At 51.8% G+C, this 17,943-nt stretch carries 18 protein-coding genes; 15 read left to right on the plus strand and 3 right to left on the minus strand.

The window, feature by feature from the left end; genetic code table 11:
* The first annotated feature begins 369 nt into the window (after nucleotides 1-369).
* From brnQ to malZ, 3 genes are all read left to right on the plus strand, one after another.
* Nucleotides 370-1,689, plus strand: a complete 1,320-nt coding sequence (gene brnQ, locus BGE37_RS09885; protein ID WP_000149639.1) for a branched-chain amino acid transporter carrier protein BrnQ — start codon at nucleotides 370-372, stop codon at nucleotides 1,687-1,689.
* Between the two features lie 75 nt (nucleotides 1,690-1,764).
* A complete protein-coding gene (gene proY, locus BGE37_RS09890; protein ID WP_001353407.1) occupies nucleotides 1,765-3,138 on the plus strand; it encodes a proline-specific permease ProY in 1,374 nt (457 codons plus the stop codon).
* Between the two features lie 154 nt (nucleotides 3,139-3,292).
* A complete protein-coding gene (malZ, locus tag BGE37_RS09895) occupies nucleotides 3,293-5,110 on the plus strand; it encodes a maltodextrin glucosidase (protein WP_123057325.1) in 1,818 nt (605 codons plus the stop codon).
* Between the two features lie 4 nt (nucleotides 5,111-5,114).
* Here the strand turns inward: malZ and acpH are convergent, their stop codons facing one another.
* Nucleotides 5,115-5,696, minus strand: coding sequence for an ACP phosphodiesterase (gene acpH / locus BGE37_RS09900; RefSeq protein WP_046080607.1), 582 nt, complete (start codon nucleotides 5,694-5,696; stop codon nucleotides 5,115-5,117).
* A 92-nt stretch (nucleotides 5,697-5,788) separates the two neighbouring features.
* On the opposite strand from acpH, the gene queA reads away from it, so the two are divergent.
* The 6 genes from queA to yajD all read left to right on the plus strand — a co-directional run bounded on the left by queA (nucleotide 5,789) and on the right by yajD (nucleotide 11,729).
* Nucleotides 5,789-6,859: a tRNA preQ1(34) S-adenosylmethionine ribosyltransferase-isomerase QueA gene (gene queA, locus BGE37_RS09905; protein ID WP_001266503.1), complete on the plus strand. Its 1,071-nt coding sequence runs from the start codon at nucleotides 5,789-5,791 to the stop codon at nucleotides 6,857-6,859.
* Nucleotides 6,860-6,913: 54 nt separating this feature from the next.
* On the plus strand, nucleotides 6,914-8,041 hold the full coding sequence (gene tgt / locus BGE37_RS09910) for a tRNA guanosine(34) transglycosylase Tgt (protein WP_000667319.1): 1,128 nt from the start codon (nucleotides 6,914-6,916) through the stop codon (nucleotides 8,039-8,041).
* Between the two features lie 22 nt (nucleotides 8,042-8,063).
* Entirely contained in the window at nucleotides 8,064-8,396 is a 333-nt protein-coding gene (yajC, locus tag BGE37_RS09915; protein ID WP_000007629.1) for a preprotein translocase subunit YajC, read from the plus strand.
* Nucleotides 8,397-8,423: 27 nt separating this feature from the next.
* Nucleotides 8,424-10,271 carry a protein translocase subunit SecD gene (gene secD / locus BGE37_RS09920; RefSeq protein WP_105287987.1) on the plus strand — a complete coding sequence of 616 codons (1,848 nt, stop codon included), beginning with the start codon at nucleotides 8,424-8,426 and terminating at the stop codon, nucleotides 10,269-10,271.
* A gap of 10 nt (nucleotides 10,272-10,281) precedes the next feature.
* Nucleotides 10,282-11,253 carry a protein translocase subunit SecF gene (gene secF / locus BGE37_RS09925; RefSeq protein WP_000046637.1) on the plus strand — a complete coding sequence of 324 codons (972 nt, stop codon included), beginning with the start codon at nucleotides 10,282-10,284 and terminating at the stop codon, nucleotides 11,251-11,253.
* A 128-nt stretch (nucleotides 11,254-11,381) separates the two neighbouring features.
* On the plus strand, nucleotides 11,382-11,729 hold the full coding sequence (gene yajD / locus BGE37_RS09930) for an HNH nuclease YajD (protein ID WP_000974813.1): 348 nt from the start codon (nucleotides 11,382-11,384) through the stop codon (nucleotides 11,727-11,729).
* Nucleotides 11,730-11,946: 217 nt separating this feature from the next.
* On the opposite strand, the gene tsx is transcribed toward yajD, so the two are convergent.
* Together tsx and BGE37_RS09940 are read right to left on the minus strand one after the other, a co-directional pair.
* Nucleotides 11,947-12,831, minus strand: a complete 885-nt coding sequence (gene tsx / locus BGE37_RS09935) for a nucleoside-specific channel-forming protein Tsx (protein WP_001295328.1) — start codon at nucleotides 12,829-12,831, stop codon at nucleotides 11,947-11,949.
* Between the two features lie 297 nt (nucleotides 12,832-13,128).
* The gene (locus BGE37_RS09940; RefSeq protein WP_001314529.1) at nucleotides 13,129-13,668 is read right to left on the minus strand and encodes a DUF3251 domain-containing protein; all 540 of its coding nucleotides are present in this window, start codon (nucleotides 13,666-13,668) and stop codon (nucleotides 13,129-13,131) included.
* Nucleotides 13,669-13,818: 150 nt separating this feature from the next.
* Between BGE37_RS09940 and nrdR the strand changes: the two genes are divergently transcribed.
* From nrdR to pgpA, 6 genes are all read left to right on the plus strand, one after another.
* On the plus strand, nucleotides 13,819-14,268 hold the full coding sequence (nrdR, locus tag BGE37_RS09945) for a transcriptional regulator NrdR (RefSeq protein WP_000543535.1): 450 nt from the start codon (nucleotides 13,819-13,821) through the stop codon (nucleotides 14,266-14,268).
* A 3-nt stretch (nucleotides 14,269-14,271) separates the two neighbouring features.
* Nucleotides 14,272-15,375 (plus strand): bifunctional diaminohydroxyphosphoribosylaminopyrimidine deaminase/5-amino-6-(5-phosphoribosylamino)uracil reductase RibD, encoded by a 1,104-nt coding sequence (gene ribD, locus BGE37_RS09950; protein ID WP_001150481.1) that lies wholly within the window; start codon nucleotides 14,272-14,274, stop codon nucleotides 15,373-15,375.
* An 88-nt stretch (nucleotides 15,376-15,463) separates the two neighbouring features.
* Entirely contained in the window at nucleotides 15,464-15,934 is a 471-nt protein-coding gene (ribH, locus tag BGE37_RS09955) for a 6,7-dimethyl-8-ribityllumazine synthase (protein WP_001021161.1), read from the plus strand.
* 19 nt (nucleotides 15,935-15,953) lie between these two features.
* A complete protein-coding gene (nusB, locus tag BGE37_RS09960) occupies nucleotides 15,954-16,373 on the plus strand; it encodes a transcription antitermination factor NusB (protein WP_000801125.1) in 420 nt (139 codons plus the stop codon).
* A 77-nt stretch (nucleotides 16,374-16,450) separates the two neighbouring features.
* Nucleotides 16,451-17,428 carry a thiamine-phosphate kinase gene (thiL, locus tag BGE37_RS09965; protein WP_000742107.1) on the plus strand — a complete coding sequence of 326 codons (978 nt, stop codon included), beginning with the start codon at nucleotides 16,451-16,453 and terminating at the stop codon, nucleotides 17,426-17,428.
* Complete coding sequence (gene pgpA, locus BGE37_RS09970) at nucleotides 17,406-17,924, plus strand: phosphatidylglycerophosphatase A (protein WP_032183470.1); 519 nt, start codon at nucleotides 17,406-17,408, stop codon at nucleotides 17,922-17,924. The genes thiL and pgpA overlap by 23 nt, the downstream gene beginning before the upstream one ends.
* The last annotated feature ends 19 nt before the right edge of the window (nucleotides 17,925-17,943 follow it).

Raw genomic sequence — 17,943 nt, forward strand, 5'->3', positions numbered from 1 at the left:
ATGCTGGCTTATTTTCTTTGCAGTCAAAATACGGGCGTTAGATTTTACAACGGTTGGTGATTTTTTGTTCGCATGATTAGCCATGTCTTTTTCACGGAAATAGTGTTTTATACTGGTTGGTGATTTCTTATCGCTATATACCTCTGGTTTTTAGATCCCTTCTTGCTTTAAAACGTTATAAGCGTTTAAATTGCGCTTCAGGTGCTGTCATACTGACTGCATTCACGCGGTAAATCGAAAAACTATTCTTCGCCGCGCCTGGTTGGGAGTATTTCCCGCTAAAATTGTTTAAATATACCGCTGTATCATCCCCAGGGATTGGCACAAAAATTTAACGTTACAACACCACATCCACAGGCAGTATGATTTATGACCCATCAATTAAGATCGCGCGATATCATCGCTCTGGGCTTTATGACATTTGCGTTGTTCGTCGGCGCAGGTAACATCATTTTCCCTCCAATGGTCGGCTTGCAGGCAGGCGAACACGTCTGGACTGCGGCATTCGGCTTCCTCATTACTGCCGTTGGCCTGCCGGTATTAACGGTGGTGGCGCTGGCGAAAGTTGGCGGCGGTGTTGACAGCCTCAGCACGCCAATTGGTAAAGTCGCTGGCGTACTGCTGGCAACGGTTTGCTACCTGGCTGTAGGGCCGTTGTTCGCCACGCCGCGTACAGCCACCGTCTCCTTTGAAGTGGGCATTGCGCCCCTGACGGGTGACTCCGCGCTGCCGCTGTTTATCTACAGCCTGGTCTATTTCGCTATCGTTATTCTGGTTTCGCTCTATCCGGGCAAACTGCTGGATACCGTCGGTAACTTCCTGGCACCGCTGAAAATTATCGCGCTGGTCATCCTGTCTGTTGCGGCAATTGTCTGGCCAGCGGGCTCTATCAGCACGGCGACTGAGGCTTATCAAAACGCCGCGTTTTCTAACGGCTTCGTTAATGGCTATCTGACCATGGATACGCTGGGCGCGATGGTGTTTGGTATCGTTATTGTTAATGCGGCGCGTTCTCGCGGCGTTACCGAAGCGCGTCTGCTGACCCGTTATACTGTCTGGGCTGGCCTGATGGCGGGTGTCGGTCTGACTCTGCTGTACCTGGCGCTGTTCCGTCTGGGTTCAGACAGCGCGTCGCTGGTCGATCAGTCTGCAAACGGTGCGGCTATTCTGCATGCCTACGTTCAGCACACCTTTGGCGGCGGCGGTAGCTTCCTGCTGGCGGCGTTAATCTTTATCGCCTGCCTGGTCACGGCGGTTGGCCTGACCTGTGCTTGTGCAGAATTCTTTGCTCAGTACGTACCGCTCTCCTATCGTACGCTGGTGTTTATCCTCGGCGGCTTCTCGATGGTGGTGTCTAACCTCGGCTTGAGCCAGCTGATTCAGATCTCCGTACCGGTGCTGACCGCTATTTATCCGCCGTGTATCGCACTGGTTGTATTAAGTTTTACACGCTCATGGTGGCATAATTCGTCCCGCGTGATTGCTCCGCCGATGTTTATCAGCCTGCTTTTTGGTATTCTCGACGGGATCAAAGCATCTGCATTCAGCGATATCTTACCGTCCTGGGCGCAGCGTTTACCGCTGGCCGAACAAGGTCTTGCGTGGTTAATGCCAACAGTGGTGATGGTGGTTCTGGCCATTATTTGGGATCGCGCGGCAGGTCGTCAGGTGACCTCCAGCGCTCACTAAATCACTGAATATTTGTTTTAACCACGGGGCTGCGATGCCCCGTGGTTTTTTATTGTGTTGATGGGTTAGGAATTGATGGAAAGTAAGAACAAGCTAAAGCGTGGGCTAAGTACCCGACACATACGCTTTATGGCACTGGGTTCAGCAATTGGCACCGGGTTGTTTTACGGTTCGGCAGACGCCATCAAAATGGCCGGTCCGAGCGTGTTGTTGGCCTATATTATCGGTGGTATCGCGGCGTATATCATTATGCGTGCGCTGGGGGAAATGTCGGTACATAACCCGGCAGCCAGCTCTTTCTCGCGCTATGCGCAGGAAAACCTCGGTCCACTGGCAGGTTATATCACTGGCTGGACCTACTGCTTTGAAATCCTTATTGTCGCCATCGCCGATGTGACCGCTTTCGGTATCTATATGGGCGTCTGGTTCCCGACGGTGCCGCACTGGATTTGGGTACTGAGCGTGGTGCTGATCATTTGCGCCGTAAACCTGATGAGCGTGAAAGTATTTGGTGAGCTTGAGTTCTGGTTTTCGTTCTTTAAAGTCGCCACCATCATTATCATGATTGTCGCCGGTTTCGGCATCATCATCTGGGGGATTGGCAACGGCGGGCAACCGACCGGTATCCATAATCTTTGGAGCAACGGCGGCTTCTTCAGCAACGGCTGGCTTGGCATGGTGATGTCGCTGCAAATGGTAATGTTTGCTTACGGCGGGATCGAAATTATCGGTATTACCGCCGGGGAAGCGAAAGATCCGGAAAAATCGATTCCGCGTGCGATTAACTCCGTGCCGATGCGTATTCTGGTGTTCTACGTCGGTACGCTGTTCGTCATTATGTCTATCTATCCGTGGAATCAGGTTGGCACTGCCGGTAGCCCGTTCGTGCTGACGTTCCAGCATATGGGCATTACCTTTGCCGCCAGCATTCTTAACTTTGTTGTGCTGACCGCTTCGCTGTCAGCAATTAACAGTGACGTATTTGGCGTAGGTCGTATGCTTCACGGCATGGCAGAGCAGGGTAGCGCGCCGAAAATTTTCAGCAAAACCTCGCGTCGCGGTATTCCGTGGGTCACGGTGCTGGTGATGACTACCGCGCTATTGTTTGCGGTATATCTGAACTACATCATGCCGGAAAATGTCTTCCTGGTGATCGCTTCGCTGGCAACCTTCGCCACGGTGTGGGTATGGATTATGATCCTGCTGTCGCAAATTGCTTTCCGTCGCCGTTTGCCGCCAGAAGAAGTGAAGGCACTGAAATTTAAAGTACCAGGTGGGGTAGCAACGACCATCGGCGGTTTGATTTTCCTGCTCTTTATTATCGGATTGATTGGTTATCATCCGGACACACGTATCTCGCTGTACGTTGGTTTCGCGTGGATTGTTCTGCTGTTGATTGGCTGGATGTTTAAACGCCGCCACGATCGTCAGCTGGCTGAAAATCACTAATCACTGCGTTCTGTAAGCCGGATCAAGGCAAGCCCTGATCCGGCTATTCCGAAAGTTATCCGCCCCCGTCCTCCTCCCCCAAATATCCTTCAGATGATGAGTGATCCTGCATTAGGCTATGGCAAGGTGATCAGATTTTCATCACAGGGGAATTATGATGTTAAATGCATGGCACCTGCCGGTGCCCCCATTTGTTAAACAAAGCAAAGATCAACTACTCATTACACTGTGGCTGACAGGCGAAGACCCACCTCAGCGGATTATGCTACGTACAGAAAACGATAACGAAGAAACGTCAGTACCGATGCATAAGCAGCGCAGTCAGCCCCAGCCTGGTGTCACGGCATGGCGGGCGGCCATCGATATTTCCATTGGGCAACCCCGGCGGCGCTATAGCTTCAAATTATTGTGGCACGATCGCCAGCGTTGGTTTACACCGCAGGGCTTCAGCCGAATGCCGCCAGCACGACTGGAGCAGTTTGCCGTCGATGTCCCGGATATCGGCCCACAATGGGCTGCGGATCAGATTTTTTATCAGATCTTTCCTGATCGTTTCGCCCGTAGTCTTCCTCGCGAAGCTGAACAGGATCATATCTATTACCATCACGCAGCCGGACAAGAGATCATCTTGCGTGACTGGGATGAGCCGGTCACGGCGCAGGCGGGCGGATCAACGTTCTATGGCGGTGATCTGGATGGTATCAGCGAAAAACTGCCGTATCTGAAAAAACTTGGCGTGACGGCGTTGTATCTTAATCCGGTGTTTAAAGCTCCCAGCGTACACAAATACGATACCGAGGATTATCGCCATGTCGATCCGCAGTTTGGCGGCGATGGGGCGTTGCTGCGTTTACGAAACAATACACAGCAGATGGGAATGCGGCTAGTGCTGGACGGCGTGTTTAACCACAGTGGCGATTCCCATGCCTGGTTTGACCGACATAATCGTGGGACAGGTGGCGCTTGTCACAACCCCGAATCGCCCTGGCGTGACTGGTACTCATTTAGCGATGATGGCACGGCGCTCGACTGGCTGGGCTATGCCAGCCTGCCGAAGCTGGATTATCAATCGGAAAGTCTGGTGAATGAAATTTATCGCGGGGAAGACAGCATTGTCCGCCATTGGCTGAAAGCACCATGGAATATGGACGGCTGGCGGCTGGATGTGGTGCATATGCTGGGAGAAGCGGGTGGGGCGCGCAATAATTTACAGCACGTCGCTGGGATCACCGAAGCCGCGAAAGAAACCCAACCGGAAGCGTATATAGTCGGCGAACATTTTGGCGATGCACGGCAATGGTTACAGGCCGATGTGGAAGATGCCGCCATGAACTATCGCGGCTTCACATTCCCGTTGTGGGGATTTCTTGCCAACACCGATATCTCTTATGATCCGCAGCAAATTGACGCCCAAACCTGTATGGCCTGGATGGATAATTACCGCGCAGGGCTTTCTCATCAACAGCAATTGCGCATGTTTAATCAGCTCGACAGCCACGATACTGCGCGATTTAAAACGCTGCTCGGTCGGGATGTCGCGCGTCTGCCGCTGGCGGTGGTCTGGCTTCTTACCTGGCCTGGCATACCGTGTATTTATTACGGTGATGAAGTGGGGATGGATGGCAAAAACGATCCGTTTTGCCGTAAACCGTTCCCCTGGCAGGTGGATAAACAGGATACGGCATTATTCGCGCTGTACCAGCGAATGATTGCGCTACGTAAGAAAAGCCATGCGCTGCGTCGTGGTGGCTGCCAGGTGGTATATGCGGAAGATCACGTAGTGGTATTTGTCCGCGTGCTGAATCAGCAGCGTGTGCTGGTGGCTATCAACCGTGGCGAAGCCTGTGAAGTGGTGCTACCCGCGTCGCCGTTACTCAATGTCGCGCAATGGCAACGCAAGGAGGGGCATGGGCAACTGACGGACGGGATTCTGGCTTTGTCTGCCATTTCGGCTACGGTGTGGATGAATTAACCTCTTATAACGCCTTGCGTGACGCCTGCGCCATCATCCGCGGATAAAACTGCCAGAAGCGGGTTTCCAGGGCGTCGTAATGGGTGTCTAAATCGTACCAGGAGTCACGCAGGGCATCCAGACGTGGGCGACGGCTTGCCATGCCGTTTAACACGTTCTGGATGAAATCCATATCGCGATAGCGAACCAGCCATTGCTCAGACCATAAGTAGTTGTTCAGATTGATAAAGCGTGGCGGTGAGTCTGGAAGAATAGTCATCACTTGCTCACGGGCATAACAGGTAAATTCCTGTAGCGGAAAGTCCGGTGATAGCTGCGACCAGTGGCGTGAAAGAAAGTGATCCCACATGACATCCAGCGTAATAGGCGCAACGCGGCGGGTTTCACGACGAAACCACTCCCTTGCTTCGCGGACTTCCGGCAGATTATCGGTCAGTACGTCGATACGGCGATGCATATGAATGCCAGCCACGACGTCGGGCGGAAAATTTTCTTCAGGATTTCCGCGTACGAAATCAGCCAGTAAATTACCGGAAAGCGAACTTTCCGCGAGATGGGCTAGATGCAGGTGAGCTAAAAAATTCATCGATTATATTCTATCCAAAGGGGGGTAAAGGTTGCAGGGAGAGCGCCCCGGCACTAGACTACCCGCCTCTTATTTTAGTCTGAGTCAGTGTCATGCGCGTTACCGATTTCTCCTTTGAATTACCCGAATCCCTGATTGCCCACTATCCAATGCCTGAACGCAGTAGCTGTCGTTTACTGTCGCTGGACGGGCCGACGGGCGCGCTGACGCACGGTACTTTCACCGATTTACTCGATAAGCTCAACCCCGGCGATCTTCTGGTTTTTAATAATACCCGCGTGATCCCGGCGCGCCTGTTTGGGCGTAAAGCCAGCGGCGGCAAGATTGAAGTGCTGGTTGAGCGTATGCTCGACGACAAACGCATTCTTGCGCATATTCGCGCCTCGAAAGCGCCAAAACCGGGCGCAGAGCTGCTGCTGGGCGATGACGAAAGTATCAACGCAACAATGACCGCTCGCCACGGCGCACTGTTTGAAGTCGAATTTAATGATGAGCGTTCAGTATTGGATATCCTCAACAGCATCGGCCACATGCCGCTGCCGCCGTACATCGACCGTCCGGACGAAGATGCAGACCGCGAACTTTATCAAACAGTTTATAGTGAAAAACCGGGCGCGGTAGCGGCCCCGACTGCCGGGCTGCATTTTGACGAACCTTTGCTGGAAAAATTGCGCGCCAAAGGCGTGGAGATGGCGTTCGTAACTCTGCACGTTGGTGCGGGTACTTTCCAGCCGGTGCGCGTCGACACCATTGAAGATCACATCATGCACTCAGAATACGCTGAAGTGCCGCAGGATGTGGTAGACGCGGTACTGGCAGCAAAAGCGCGCGGCAATCGGGTGATTGCGGTTGGCACCACCTCGGTACGTTCGCTGGAAAGCGCGGCCCAGGCGGCGAAAAACGATCTCATTGAACCGTTCTTTGACGATACCCAAATCTTTATCTATCCGGGCTTCCAGTACAAAGTGGTCGATGCGCTGGTGACGAACTTCCACCTTCCTGAATCGACGCTGATTATGCTGGTTTCGGCCTTTGCCGGCTATCAACACACTATGAACGCCTATAAAGCGGCGGTAGAAGAGAAATATCGCTTTTTTAGTTACGGTGATGCGATGTTTATCACGTACAATCCGCAGGCAATTAATGAGCGCGTCGGGGAGTAATTCCGCGGCGCTGGTTTAAACGTTGGACTGTTTTTCTGACGTAGTGGAGAAAAAATGAAATTTGAACTGGACACCACCGACGGTCGCGCACGCCGTGGCCGCCTGGTCTTTGATCGTGGCGTAGTGGAAACGCCTTGTTTTATGCCTGTTGGCACCTACGGCACCGTAAAAGGGATGACGCCGGAAGAAGTTGAAGCCACTGGCGCACAAATTATTCTCGGTAACACTTTCCACCTGTGGCTGCGCCCGGGTCAGGAAATCATGAAACTGCATGGCGATCTGCACGATTTTATGCAGTGGAAAGGCCCTATCCTTACTGACTCCGGCGGCTTCCAGGTCTTCAGCCTTGGCGATATTCGTAAAATCACCGAACAGGGCGTTCACTTCCGTAACCCGATCAACGGCGACCCGATTTTCCTCGATCCGGAAAAGTCGATGGAGATTCAGTACGATCTTGGTTCAGATATCGTCATGATCTTTGATGAGTGTACGCCGTATCCTGCTGACTGGGATTACGCAAAACGCTCGATGGAGATGTCTCTGCGTTGGGCGAAGCGTAGCCGTGAGCGTTTTGATAGTCTCGGAAACAAAAATGCGCTGTTTGGTATCATTCAGGGCAGCGTTTACGAAGATTTACGTGATATTTCTGTTAAAGGTCTGGTAGATATCGGTTTTGATGGCTACGCTGTCGGCGGTCTGGCTGTGGGTGAGCCGAAAGCAGATATGCACCGCATTCTGGAGCATGTGTGTCCGCAAATTCCGGCAGACAAACCGCGTTACCTGATGGGCGTTGGTAAACCGGAAGATCTGGTTGAAGGCGTACGTCGCGGTATCGATATGTTTGACTGCGTAATGCCAACCCGCAACGCCCGAAATGGTCATTTGTTCGTGACCGATGGCGTGGTGAAAATCCGCAATGCGAAGTATAAGAGCGATACTGGCCCGCTCGATCCTGAGTGTGATTGCTACACCTGTCGCAATTATTCACGCGCTTACTTGCATCATCTCGACCGTTGCAACGAAATATTAGGCGCGCGACTCAACACCATTCATAACCTTCGTTACTACCAGCGTTTGATGGCGGGTTTACGCAAGGCTATTGAAGAGGGTAAATTAGAGAGCTTCGTAACTGATTTTTACCAGCGTCAGGGGCGAGAAGTACCACCTTTGAACGTTGATTAATATTAATAATGAGGGAAATTTAATGAGCTTTTTTATTTCTGATGCGGTAGCGGCAACGGGTGCACCGGCGCAAGGTAGCCCGATGTCTTTGATTTTGATGCTGGTGGTATTCGGTCTGATTTTCTATTTCATGATCCTGCGTCCACAGCAGAAGCGCACCAAAGAACACAAAAAGCTGATGGACTCCATTGCCAAAGGTGATGAAGTTCTGACGAACGGTGGCTTGGTCGGTCGCGTAACCAAAGTAGCGGAAAACGGCTACATTGCTATCGCGCTGAATGACACCACTGAAGTAGTTATTAAACGTGACTTCGTAGCTGCCGTTCTGCCGAAAGGCACCATGAAGGCGCTGTAATTAAAATTTTTCCCTAAGGGAATTGCCGTGTTAAACCGTTATCCTTTGTGGAAGTATGTCATGCTGATCGTGGTGATTGTCATCGGTCTGCTGTATGCACTTCCCAACCTGTTTGGTGAGGATCCGGCTGTTCAGATCACTGGCGCGCGCGGAGTCGCCGCCAGTGAGCAAACGCTGATCCAGGTCCAGAAAACGTTACAAGAAGAAAAAATAACTGCTAAGTCTGTGGCACTGGAAGAGGGCGCTATTCTTGCGCGCTTCGACTCCACTGACACCCAACTGCGCGCTCGTGAAGCATTAATGGGCGTTATGGGTGACAAATACGTCGTGGCGCTTAACCTTGCCCCGGCAACGCCGCGCTGGCTGGCAGCTATTCACGCTGAGCCGATGAAGCTCGGCCTTGACCTGCGTGGCGGCGTTCACTTCCTGATGGAAGTGGATATGGACACCGCGCTTGGCAAACTCCAGGAACAAAACATCGATAGCCTGCGCAGCGACCTGCGCGAAAAGGGCATCCCGTATACCATCGTTCGTAAAGAAAACAACTACGGCCTGAGCATCACTTTCCGCGATGCTAAAGCTCGTGATGAAGCCATTGCGTATCTGAGCAAGCGTCATCCGGACCTGGTGATTAGTAGCCAGGGCAGCAACCAGCTGCGTGCGGTAATGAGCGATGCTCGCCTGAGTGAAGCGCGTGAATATGCGGTGCAACAGAACATCAACATCCTGCGTAACCGTGTAAACCAGCTTGGCGTGGCGGAGCCGGTGGTTCAGCGTCAGGGTGCTGACCGTATCGTTGTTGAGCTGCCTGGTATCCAGGACACCGCACGAGCGAAAGAGATTCTGGGTGCAACGGCAACGTTGGAATTCCGTCTGGTAAACACCAACGTTGACCAGGCCGCTGCTGCGTCTGGACGCGTACCGGGCGACTCTGAAGTGAAACAGACCCGCGAAGATCAGCCTGTTGTGCTGTACAAACGCGTAATTCTGACCGGTGACCATATCACCGACTCCACTTCCAGCCAGGACGAATACAACCAGCCGCAGGTTAACATCTCGCTCGATAGCGCTGGTGGCAACATCATGTCTAACTTCACCAAGGACAACATCGGCAAACCGATGGCGACCCTGTTTGTGGAGTACAAAGACAGCGGCAAGAAAGATGCTAACGGTCGTGCGGTTCTGGTGAAACAGGAAGAGGTGATTAACATCGCTAACATCCAGTCTCGTCTGGGTAACAGCTTCCGTATCACCGGTATTAACAACCCGAACGAAGCCCGTCAGCTTTCACTTTTGCTGCGTGCCGGTGCGTTGATCGCGCCAATTCAGATTGTTGAAGAACGTACCATTGGCCCGACTCTGGGTATGCAGAACATTGAACAGGGGCTGGAGGCTTGCCTTGCCGGTCTGCTGGTTTCTATTCTGTTTATGATCATCTTCTATAAGAAGTTTGGTCTGATTGCGACCAGTGCTCTGATTGCCAACTTGATCTTGATCGTCGGCATTATGTCGCTGTTGCCAGGCGCAACGCTGAGTATGCCGGGTATCGCGGGTATCGTCTTAACCCTTGCGGTGGCGGTCGATGCGAACGTACTGATCAACGAACGTATTAAAGAAGAGTTAAGCAACGGGCGTACTGTTCAGCAGGCAATTGATGAAGGTTATCGTGGCGCGTTCAGTTCCATCTTCGATGCGAACATCACCACGCTGATTAAAGTCATCATCCTGTACGCAGTGGGTACCGGGGCAATTAAAGGGTTCGCGATTACTACCGGTATCGGTGTGGCGACGTCGATGTTTACCGCGATTGTCGGTACGCGTGCCATCGTAAACCTGCTATATGGCGGCAAGCGCGTCAAGAAGCTGTCAATCTGAGGAGTGCGATGTGGCACAGGAATATACTGTTGAACAACTAAACCACGGCCGTAAAGTCTATGACTTTATGCGCTGGGACTACTGGGCTTTCGGCATCTCTGGTCTGCTGTTAATCGCCGCTATCGTTATTATGGGCGTGCGCGGCTTTAACTGGGGGCTGGATTTCACCGGTGGTACGGTTATCGAAATTACGCTCGAAAAACCGGCTGAAATCGATGTGATGCGTGATGCATTGCAGAAAGCGGGCTTTGAAGAGCCGATGCTGCAAAACTTTGGTAGCAGCCACGACATCATGGTCCGTATGCCGCCTGCTGAAGGCGAAACCGGCGGTCAGGTGCTGGGCAGCCAGGTTCTGAAGGTGATTAACGAATCCACCAATCAGAATGCGGCAGTGAAGCGTATTGAGTTCGTCGGTCCGAGCGTGGGGGCAGACCTTGCGCAAACCGGTGCGATGGCGCTGATGGCAGCGCTGCTGTCTATCCTCGTGTACGTTGGTTTCCGCTTTGAGTGGCGACTGGCGGCAGGGGTTGTTATTGCGCTGGCGCACGACGTTATCATTACGCTGGGTATTTTGTCGTTATTCCATATCGAGATTGACCTGACCATTGTGGCATCGTTGATGTCGGTTATCGGTTACTCGCTTAACGACAGTATCGTGGTATCGGACCGTATTCGTGAAAACTTCCGCAAGATCCGTCGCGGTACGCCTTACGAAATCTTTAACGTGTCCTTGACCCAGACGCTGCACCGTACCTTGATCACATCCGGTACTACCTTGATGGTTATCCTGATGCTGTACCTCTTCGGTGGTCCGGTACTGGAAGGCTTCTCGCTGACCATGCTTATCGGTGTTTCCATCGGTACTGCATCTTCCATCTACGTAGCATCGGCGCTGGCTCTGAAACTGGGTATGAAGCGCGAACACATGCTGCAGCAGAAAGTGGAAAAAGAAGGGGCGGATCAGCCGTCAATTCTGCCTTAATCAAGTTTCAGCTGATGTTGAAAATCCCGGTCAGAAGATCGGGATTTTTTTTGATGTAAGGTGATTGCGAAAACCCTCGCATCTTGGGAAACTGCGCCTAACCCTACATTTCATCCAGGTAACTTCTCATGGCTATCATCCCAAAAAATTATGCGCGGTTAGAAAGCGGCTATCGCGAAAAAGCATTAAAAATCTATCCGTGGGTGTGTGGACGCTGCTCCCGCGAGTTTGTCTACTCCAATCTGCGTGAACTTACCGTTCACCATATCGATCACGACCATACTAATAACCCGGAAGATGGCAGTAACTGGGAATTGTTGTGTCTCTATTGCCACGATCATGAGCATTCGAAATATACCGAAGCGGATCAGTATGGTACGACCGTTATCGCAGGGGAAGATGCGCAGAAAGATGTCGGTGAAGCGAAGTACAACCCATTCGCTGATTTAAAAGCGATGATGAATAAGAAGAAGTGATAAAAAAATGACGGATACAAAATCCGTTATTTGAGCTTTATGACAAACGCAAAATTGCCTGATGCGCTACGCTTATCAGGCCTACGTAATCTCAGCAATGTATTGAATTTACGTGTTTTTGTAGGCCGGATAAGGCGTTTACGCCGCATCCGGCATGAACAAAGCGCACGTTGTTAACAATCTGAAATGCCGGATACAAGATCCGGCATTTCATTCATCAGAAGTTGTAACCTACTACCAGGTAGCCACCCCAGCCGGTAGAGCGAACGTTGAAGTTGCCGTTGCCGAAGTTCAGTTCTGCATCGTCGTTCCACTGACCACCGTCGTGCCAGTAACGAGCTACGACAGAGTAGTGCCAGTGATCGTAGTTCAGAGCCAGAATATGGCTGGAAGCGATGGAGTTATTGGTACGGGTCTTAATACCGTTGATTGCGTTACCGCTGTCATCCCCTAAATCGGAACCCCAGTCGAAGTTGGTGAAGCCGATGTAGCTCAGCTGACCACCCCACAGATCGGTAATCGGCACAAAGTATTTAATTTTGAAACGGTAACCGTCCCACTCGTTTTCGTTCGCTGCGCCATAGTTCTGCCACTGGTATTTTGCATACACGTTCATGGACAGGCTCATCGGCAGGCCAGTATCGATATCGGTACCCAGACCCATGTACCAGGTGCTCTGGCGACCATCTTTATTACGACCCATGTCGTAAATGTAGTTGTTCGCGAAGTACCACTCTTTGAACGGACCAAAGCTAAGGTCAGTATTGGTCAGCTTGTCGATGGAGAAACGTGGTTCGATTTCCATAAACAGCGGGGAACCGTGGTTCCAGATACCTTTTGCATCGGAGTTACCGCCGAAGAATACCGGCGCATCCGCATACCCATAGAAGTCGAACCAGTCTTTTTTAGCGAATGCTTCGTACTCAAGGTAGGTATCGTTGCGGATCTGCGGTCCGAAACGGGTGTGATAGCTTCCGACAACGTTAACGCTCTGGTGCCACCAGTCGGAAAGATACTGCGGTTTGTCGTTTTCAGCTGCGTTGACAGTAAAAGACGAAGAGAGCGCCAGTACCGCACCGGCTGCCAGTAATGTTTTTTTCATATGTATGCCACTGTTTGAAAATCCCTTGCGGGAGTGAAAAAGGCGCAAATTGCGTTTCTAAATATTTCGTATACAGAGGAGCCTATTATAAAAATCATTGCTCACAAAAATATGTTTCGTTTCACAGTTCTATCATTTACGTAATCGATTGCGTTCACGTTTACACACATTCGGGCGGGGATTGTACTGACTTTCACCCTTGTTGCAAACTTTTACTATCAATCTGGGTGATGTAAGCAGAGTAACAAAATGACGGGGAAAGATGTTGCGGGACGCACAAAACGCCCCGCGATACGTTTACTGCATAACAGGTTGAATGTCGTGGATACGTACAAAGCCTAACTGATCCACAGAAATACCCTTTAACTGTAACGGAATATCAACATCGCTGGGGGCGAGGACGCTGGCAGGGGCGTTAATCAATTGATTCTGCACATTGATTTCCTGAAAGTTGTCTATTGTTCCCTGAATTTGTCCATATTCAACAGTTCCGCTGAATGCGGGCAAGGGATCATTCGACTCGCCCTGAATACGTAGCGTCAGGGTGGTGCCATCTGTATCAGGCGTAATATTCACCAGCGACATACGTAAAGTACCGATCTGGCTTTCCAGTCTTGCTGGTGTTTTCGCTCCAGGCAGAAGGTAAACCCCACTGCTGGATTTTGCATTCAGCCTGTTTTGCTGAGTGATTTTGACCGTTTCTTTATTGAGTTGCGTCATCTCCTGGTTCAGTGTGCTGACGCTGTGTTTCATCTGTCGCACTTCGCTTTGCTGCACACAGGCGCTAAGGCTGAACAGGCTTCCCAGCAGGAGCAGTCGAAAAACGTTAGTATTCATAGGTCGTCCCTTTCTCGTCGCAATTAGCCTAATGGTAGAGGGTAAAAGCAGCGAAAGCATCGATCCTTTATCTCAAAAGCGTTGCGCCTTTGTTGTATCGTCAGTTCAGGGTAAAATAGATTTCTGTTAACCACCTGGTCAGGACGCCGTATGCATTGCCCATTCTGTTTCGCCGTGGACACTAAGGTAATTGACTCTCGTCTCGTAGGCGAGGGCTCATCCGTACGCCGCCGTCGGCAGTGTCTGGTGTGTAATGAACGTTTCACCACCTTTGAAGTGGCGGAGCTGGTTATGCCACGTGTTGTAAAAAGCAATGACGTGCGTGAACCGTTTAATGAAGAGAAATTACGTAGCGGAATGCTGCGGGCGCTGGAAAAACGTCCGGTGAGTTCCGATGACGTCGAAATGGCAATCAATCATATAAAATCGCAGCTGCGCGCCACCGGTGAGCGCGAAGTGCCGAGCAAGATGATTGGCAATCTGGTGATGGAGCAATTGAAAAAGCTCGATAAAGTCGCCTATATCCGTTTTGCCTCTGTCTACCGCAGTTTCGAAGATATCAAAGAATTTGGCGAAGAGATCGCGCGCCTGGAGGACTAAGCCGTGCAGGACGAGTATTACATGGCGCGGGCGCTAAAGCTGGCGCAACGAGGACGTTTTACCACGCATCCCAACCCGAATGTCGGGTGCGTCATTGTCAAAGATGGCGAAATTGTCGGTGAAGGTTACCATCAACGAGCGGGTGAACCGCATGCCGAGGTACACGCGTTGCGCATGGCCGGCGAAAAAGCCAAAGGCGCAACGGCGTATGTCACACTCGAACCCTGTAGCCATCATGGTCGTACGCCGCCATGTTGCGATGCGTTGATTGCTGCGGGTGTCACGCGCGTGGTTGCCGCGATGCAGGATCCTAACCCGCAGGTCGCTGGGCGTGGACTTTATCGTTTGCAACAGGCTGGCATTGACGTCAGCCACGGCCTGATGATGAGTGAAGCCGAGCAATTGAATAAAGGCTTTCTCAAGCGCATGCGCACCGGCTTTCCTTATATCCAGTTAAAACTTGGCGCGTCGCTTGATGGTCGCACGGCGATGGCGAGCGGTGAGAGCCAGTGGATCACGTCTCCTCAGGCGCGACGCGATGTACAACGTCTGCGTGCGCAAAGTCATGCCATTTTAACCAGCAGCGCAACAGTCATGGCGGACGATCCAGCCTTAACGGTGCGTTGGTCTGAACTGGATGAACAAACTCAGGCGCTCTATCCGCAACAAAATCTCCGCCAGCCAGTACGTATTGTGATTGATAGCCAAAATCGCGTGACGCCGGAACACCGTATTGTGCAGCAGTCTGGCGAAACCTGGTTCGCGCGTACGCAGGAAGATTCTCGCGAGTGGCCGGAAACGGTGCGAACCTTGCTGATTCCAGAGCATAAAGGTCATCTGGATCTGGTTGTATTGATGATGCAACTGGGTAAACAGCAGATTAATAGCATCTGGGTGGAAGCTGGGCCAACGCTCGCTGGCGCATTGCTACAGGCTGGTTTAGTTGATGAGCTGATTGTCTATATCGCACCTAAACTATTAGGCAACGACGCCCGTGGATTATGCACGCTGCCAGGACTTGAGAAATTAGCCGACGCCCCCCAATTTAAATTCAAAGAGATACGTCATGTAGGCCCGGATGTTTGCCTGCATTTAGTGGGTGCATGATCTCCCGGCTCGAAAGGGAAGCAGCGCACGAAATATTATGCTAAAATCCGCCCCCCTGCGGGGCCATACTCGAACCCGAAGGAAGAAAATGAACATTATTGAAGCTAACGTTGCTACCCCGGACGCTCGCGTCGCCATCACCATCGCGCGTTTCAACAACTTTATCAATGACAGCCTGCTGGAAGGTGCAATTGACGCACTGAAACGTATCGGTCAGGTAAAAGATGAAAACATTACCGTTGTTTGGGTGCCTGGTGCCTATGAGCTGCCGCTGGCGGCGGGTGCACTGGCTAAAACCGGTAAATATGACGCGGTGATTGCGCTGGGTACGGTTATTCGTGGTGGCACTGCCCACTTTGAATATGTCGCTGGTGGTGCAAGCAACGGCCTGGCGCATGTTGCCCAGGACAGCGAAATTCCGGTTGCTTTTGGTGTTCTGACCACTGAAAGCATTGAACAAGCGATCGAACGTGCTGGCACCAAAGCTGGCAACAAAGGTGCAGAAGCTGCACTGACCGCGCTTGAAATGATTAATGTATTGAAAGCCATCAAGGCCTGAAATTAGTAAGGGGAAATCCGTGAAACCTGCTGCTCGTCGCCGCGCTCGTGAGTGTGCCGTCCAGGCGCTCTACTCCTGGCAGTTGTCCCAGAACGACATCGCTGATGTTGAATACCAGTTCCTGGCTGAACAGGATGTAAAAGATGTTGACGTCCTGTACTTCCGTGAGCTGCTGGCCGGGGTGGCGACTAACACCGCATACCTCGACGGACTGATGAAGCCATACCTGTCCCGCCTGCTGGAAGAACTGGGCCAGGTAGAAAAAGCTGTACTGCGCATTGCGCTGTACGAGCTGTCTAAACGTAGCGATGTGCCATACAAAGTGGCCATTAACGAAGCGATCGAACTGGCAAAATCGTTCGGCGCAGAAGACAGCCATAAGTTCGTCAACGGCGTACTCGATAAAGCAGCACCTGTGATTCGCCCTAACAAAAAGTGATATCCAGGCCGGTAGATTCACGGAAGACCGTTCCGCGATCGCCGGCCTTTTCTTTTTTACCTGCTGAGGCATAACGTATGGCATGTGGCGAGTTCTCCCTGATTGCCCGTTATTTTGACCGTGTAAGAAGTTCTCGTCTTGATGTCGAACTGGGCATTGGCGACGATTGCGCACTTCTCAATATCCCCGAGAAACAGACCCTGGCGATCAGCACTGATACGCTGGTGGCGGGCAACCATTTCCTCCCTGATATCGATCCTGCGGATCTGGCGTATAAAGCACTGGCGGTGAACCTAAGCGATCTGGCAGCGATGGGGGCCGATCCGGCCTGGCTAACGCTGGCATTAACCTTACCGGACGTCGATGAAGCGTGGCTTGAGTCCTTCAGCGACAGTTTGTTTGATCTTCTCAATTATTACGATATGCAACTTATTGGCGGCGATACCACGCGTGGGCCATTATCAATGACGTTGGGTATCCACGGCTTTGTTCCGATGGGACGAGCCTTAACGCGCTCTGGGGCGAAACCGGGTGACTGGATCTATGTGACCGGTACACCGGGCGATAGCGCCGCCGGGCTGGCGATATTGCAAAACCGTTTGCAGGTTGCCGATGCTAAAGATGCGGACTACTTGATCAAACGTCATCTCCGTCCGTCGCCGCGTATTTTACAGGGACAGGCTTTGCGTGATCTGGCAAATTCAGCTATCGATCTCTCTGACGGTCTGATTTCTGATCTCGGGCATATCGTGAAAGCCAGCGACTGCGGCGCACGTATTGACCTGGCATTGCTGCCGTTTTCTGATGCGCTTTCTCGCCATGTTGAGCCGGAACAGGCGCTGCGCTGGGCGCTCTCTGGCGGTGAAGATTACGAGTTGTGTTTCACTGTGCCAGAGCTTAACCGTGGCGCGCTGGATGTGGCTCTCGGACATCTGGGCGTACCGTTTACCTGTATCGGGCAAATGACTGCCGATATCGAAGGGCTTTGTTTTATTCGTGACGGCGAACCTGTCACATTTGACTGGAAAGGATATGACCATTTTGCCACGCCATAAAGATGTCGCGAAAAGTCGCCTTAAGCTGAGTAATCCGTGGCATCTGCTTGCTGTTGGATTTGGTAGTGGATTAAGCCCAATTGTTCCAGGCACGATGGGGTCGCTGGCGGCGATTCCGTTCTGGTATCTGATGACCTTTTTGCCCTGGCAGCTCTATTCACTGGTAGTCATGCTGGGGATCTGTATTGGCGTCTATCTTTGTCATCAGACCGCAAAAGATATGGGCGTGCATGATCACGGCAGCATTGTCTGGGACGAATTTATCGGCATGTGGATCACGCTCATGGCATTGCCGACCAATGACTGGCAGTGGGTCGCCGCCGGGTTTGTGATTTTCCGTATTCTGGATATGTGGAAACCGTGGCCGATCCGCTGGTTTGATCGCAATGTGCATGGCGGCATGGGGATCATGATAGATGATATCGTCGCCGGGGTGATTTCCGCAGGCATCCTGTACTTTATTGGTCATCACTGGCCGCTGGGTATTCTGTCGTAGCTGTGCACCGATGCCTGAT

This window comes from Escherichia sp. MOD1-EC6300 (genome assembly GCF_002965045.1).
Lineage (GTDB): Bacteria > Pseudomonadota > Gammaproteobacteria > Enterobacterales > Enterobacteriaceae > Escherichia > Escherichia coli_F.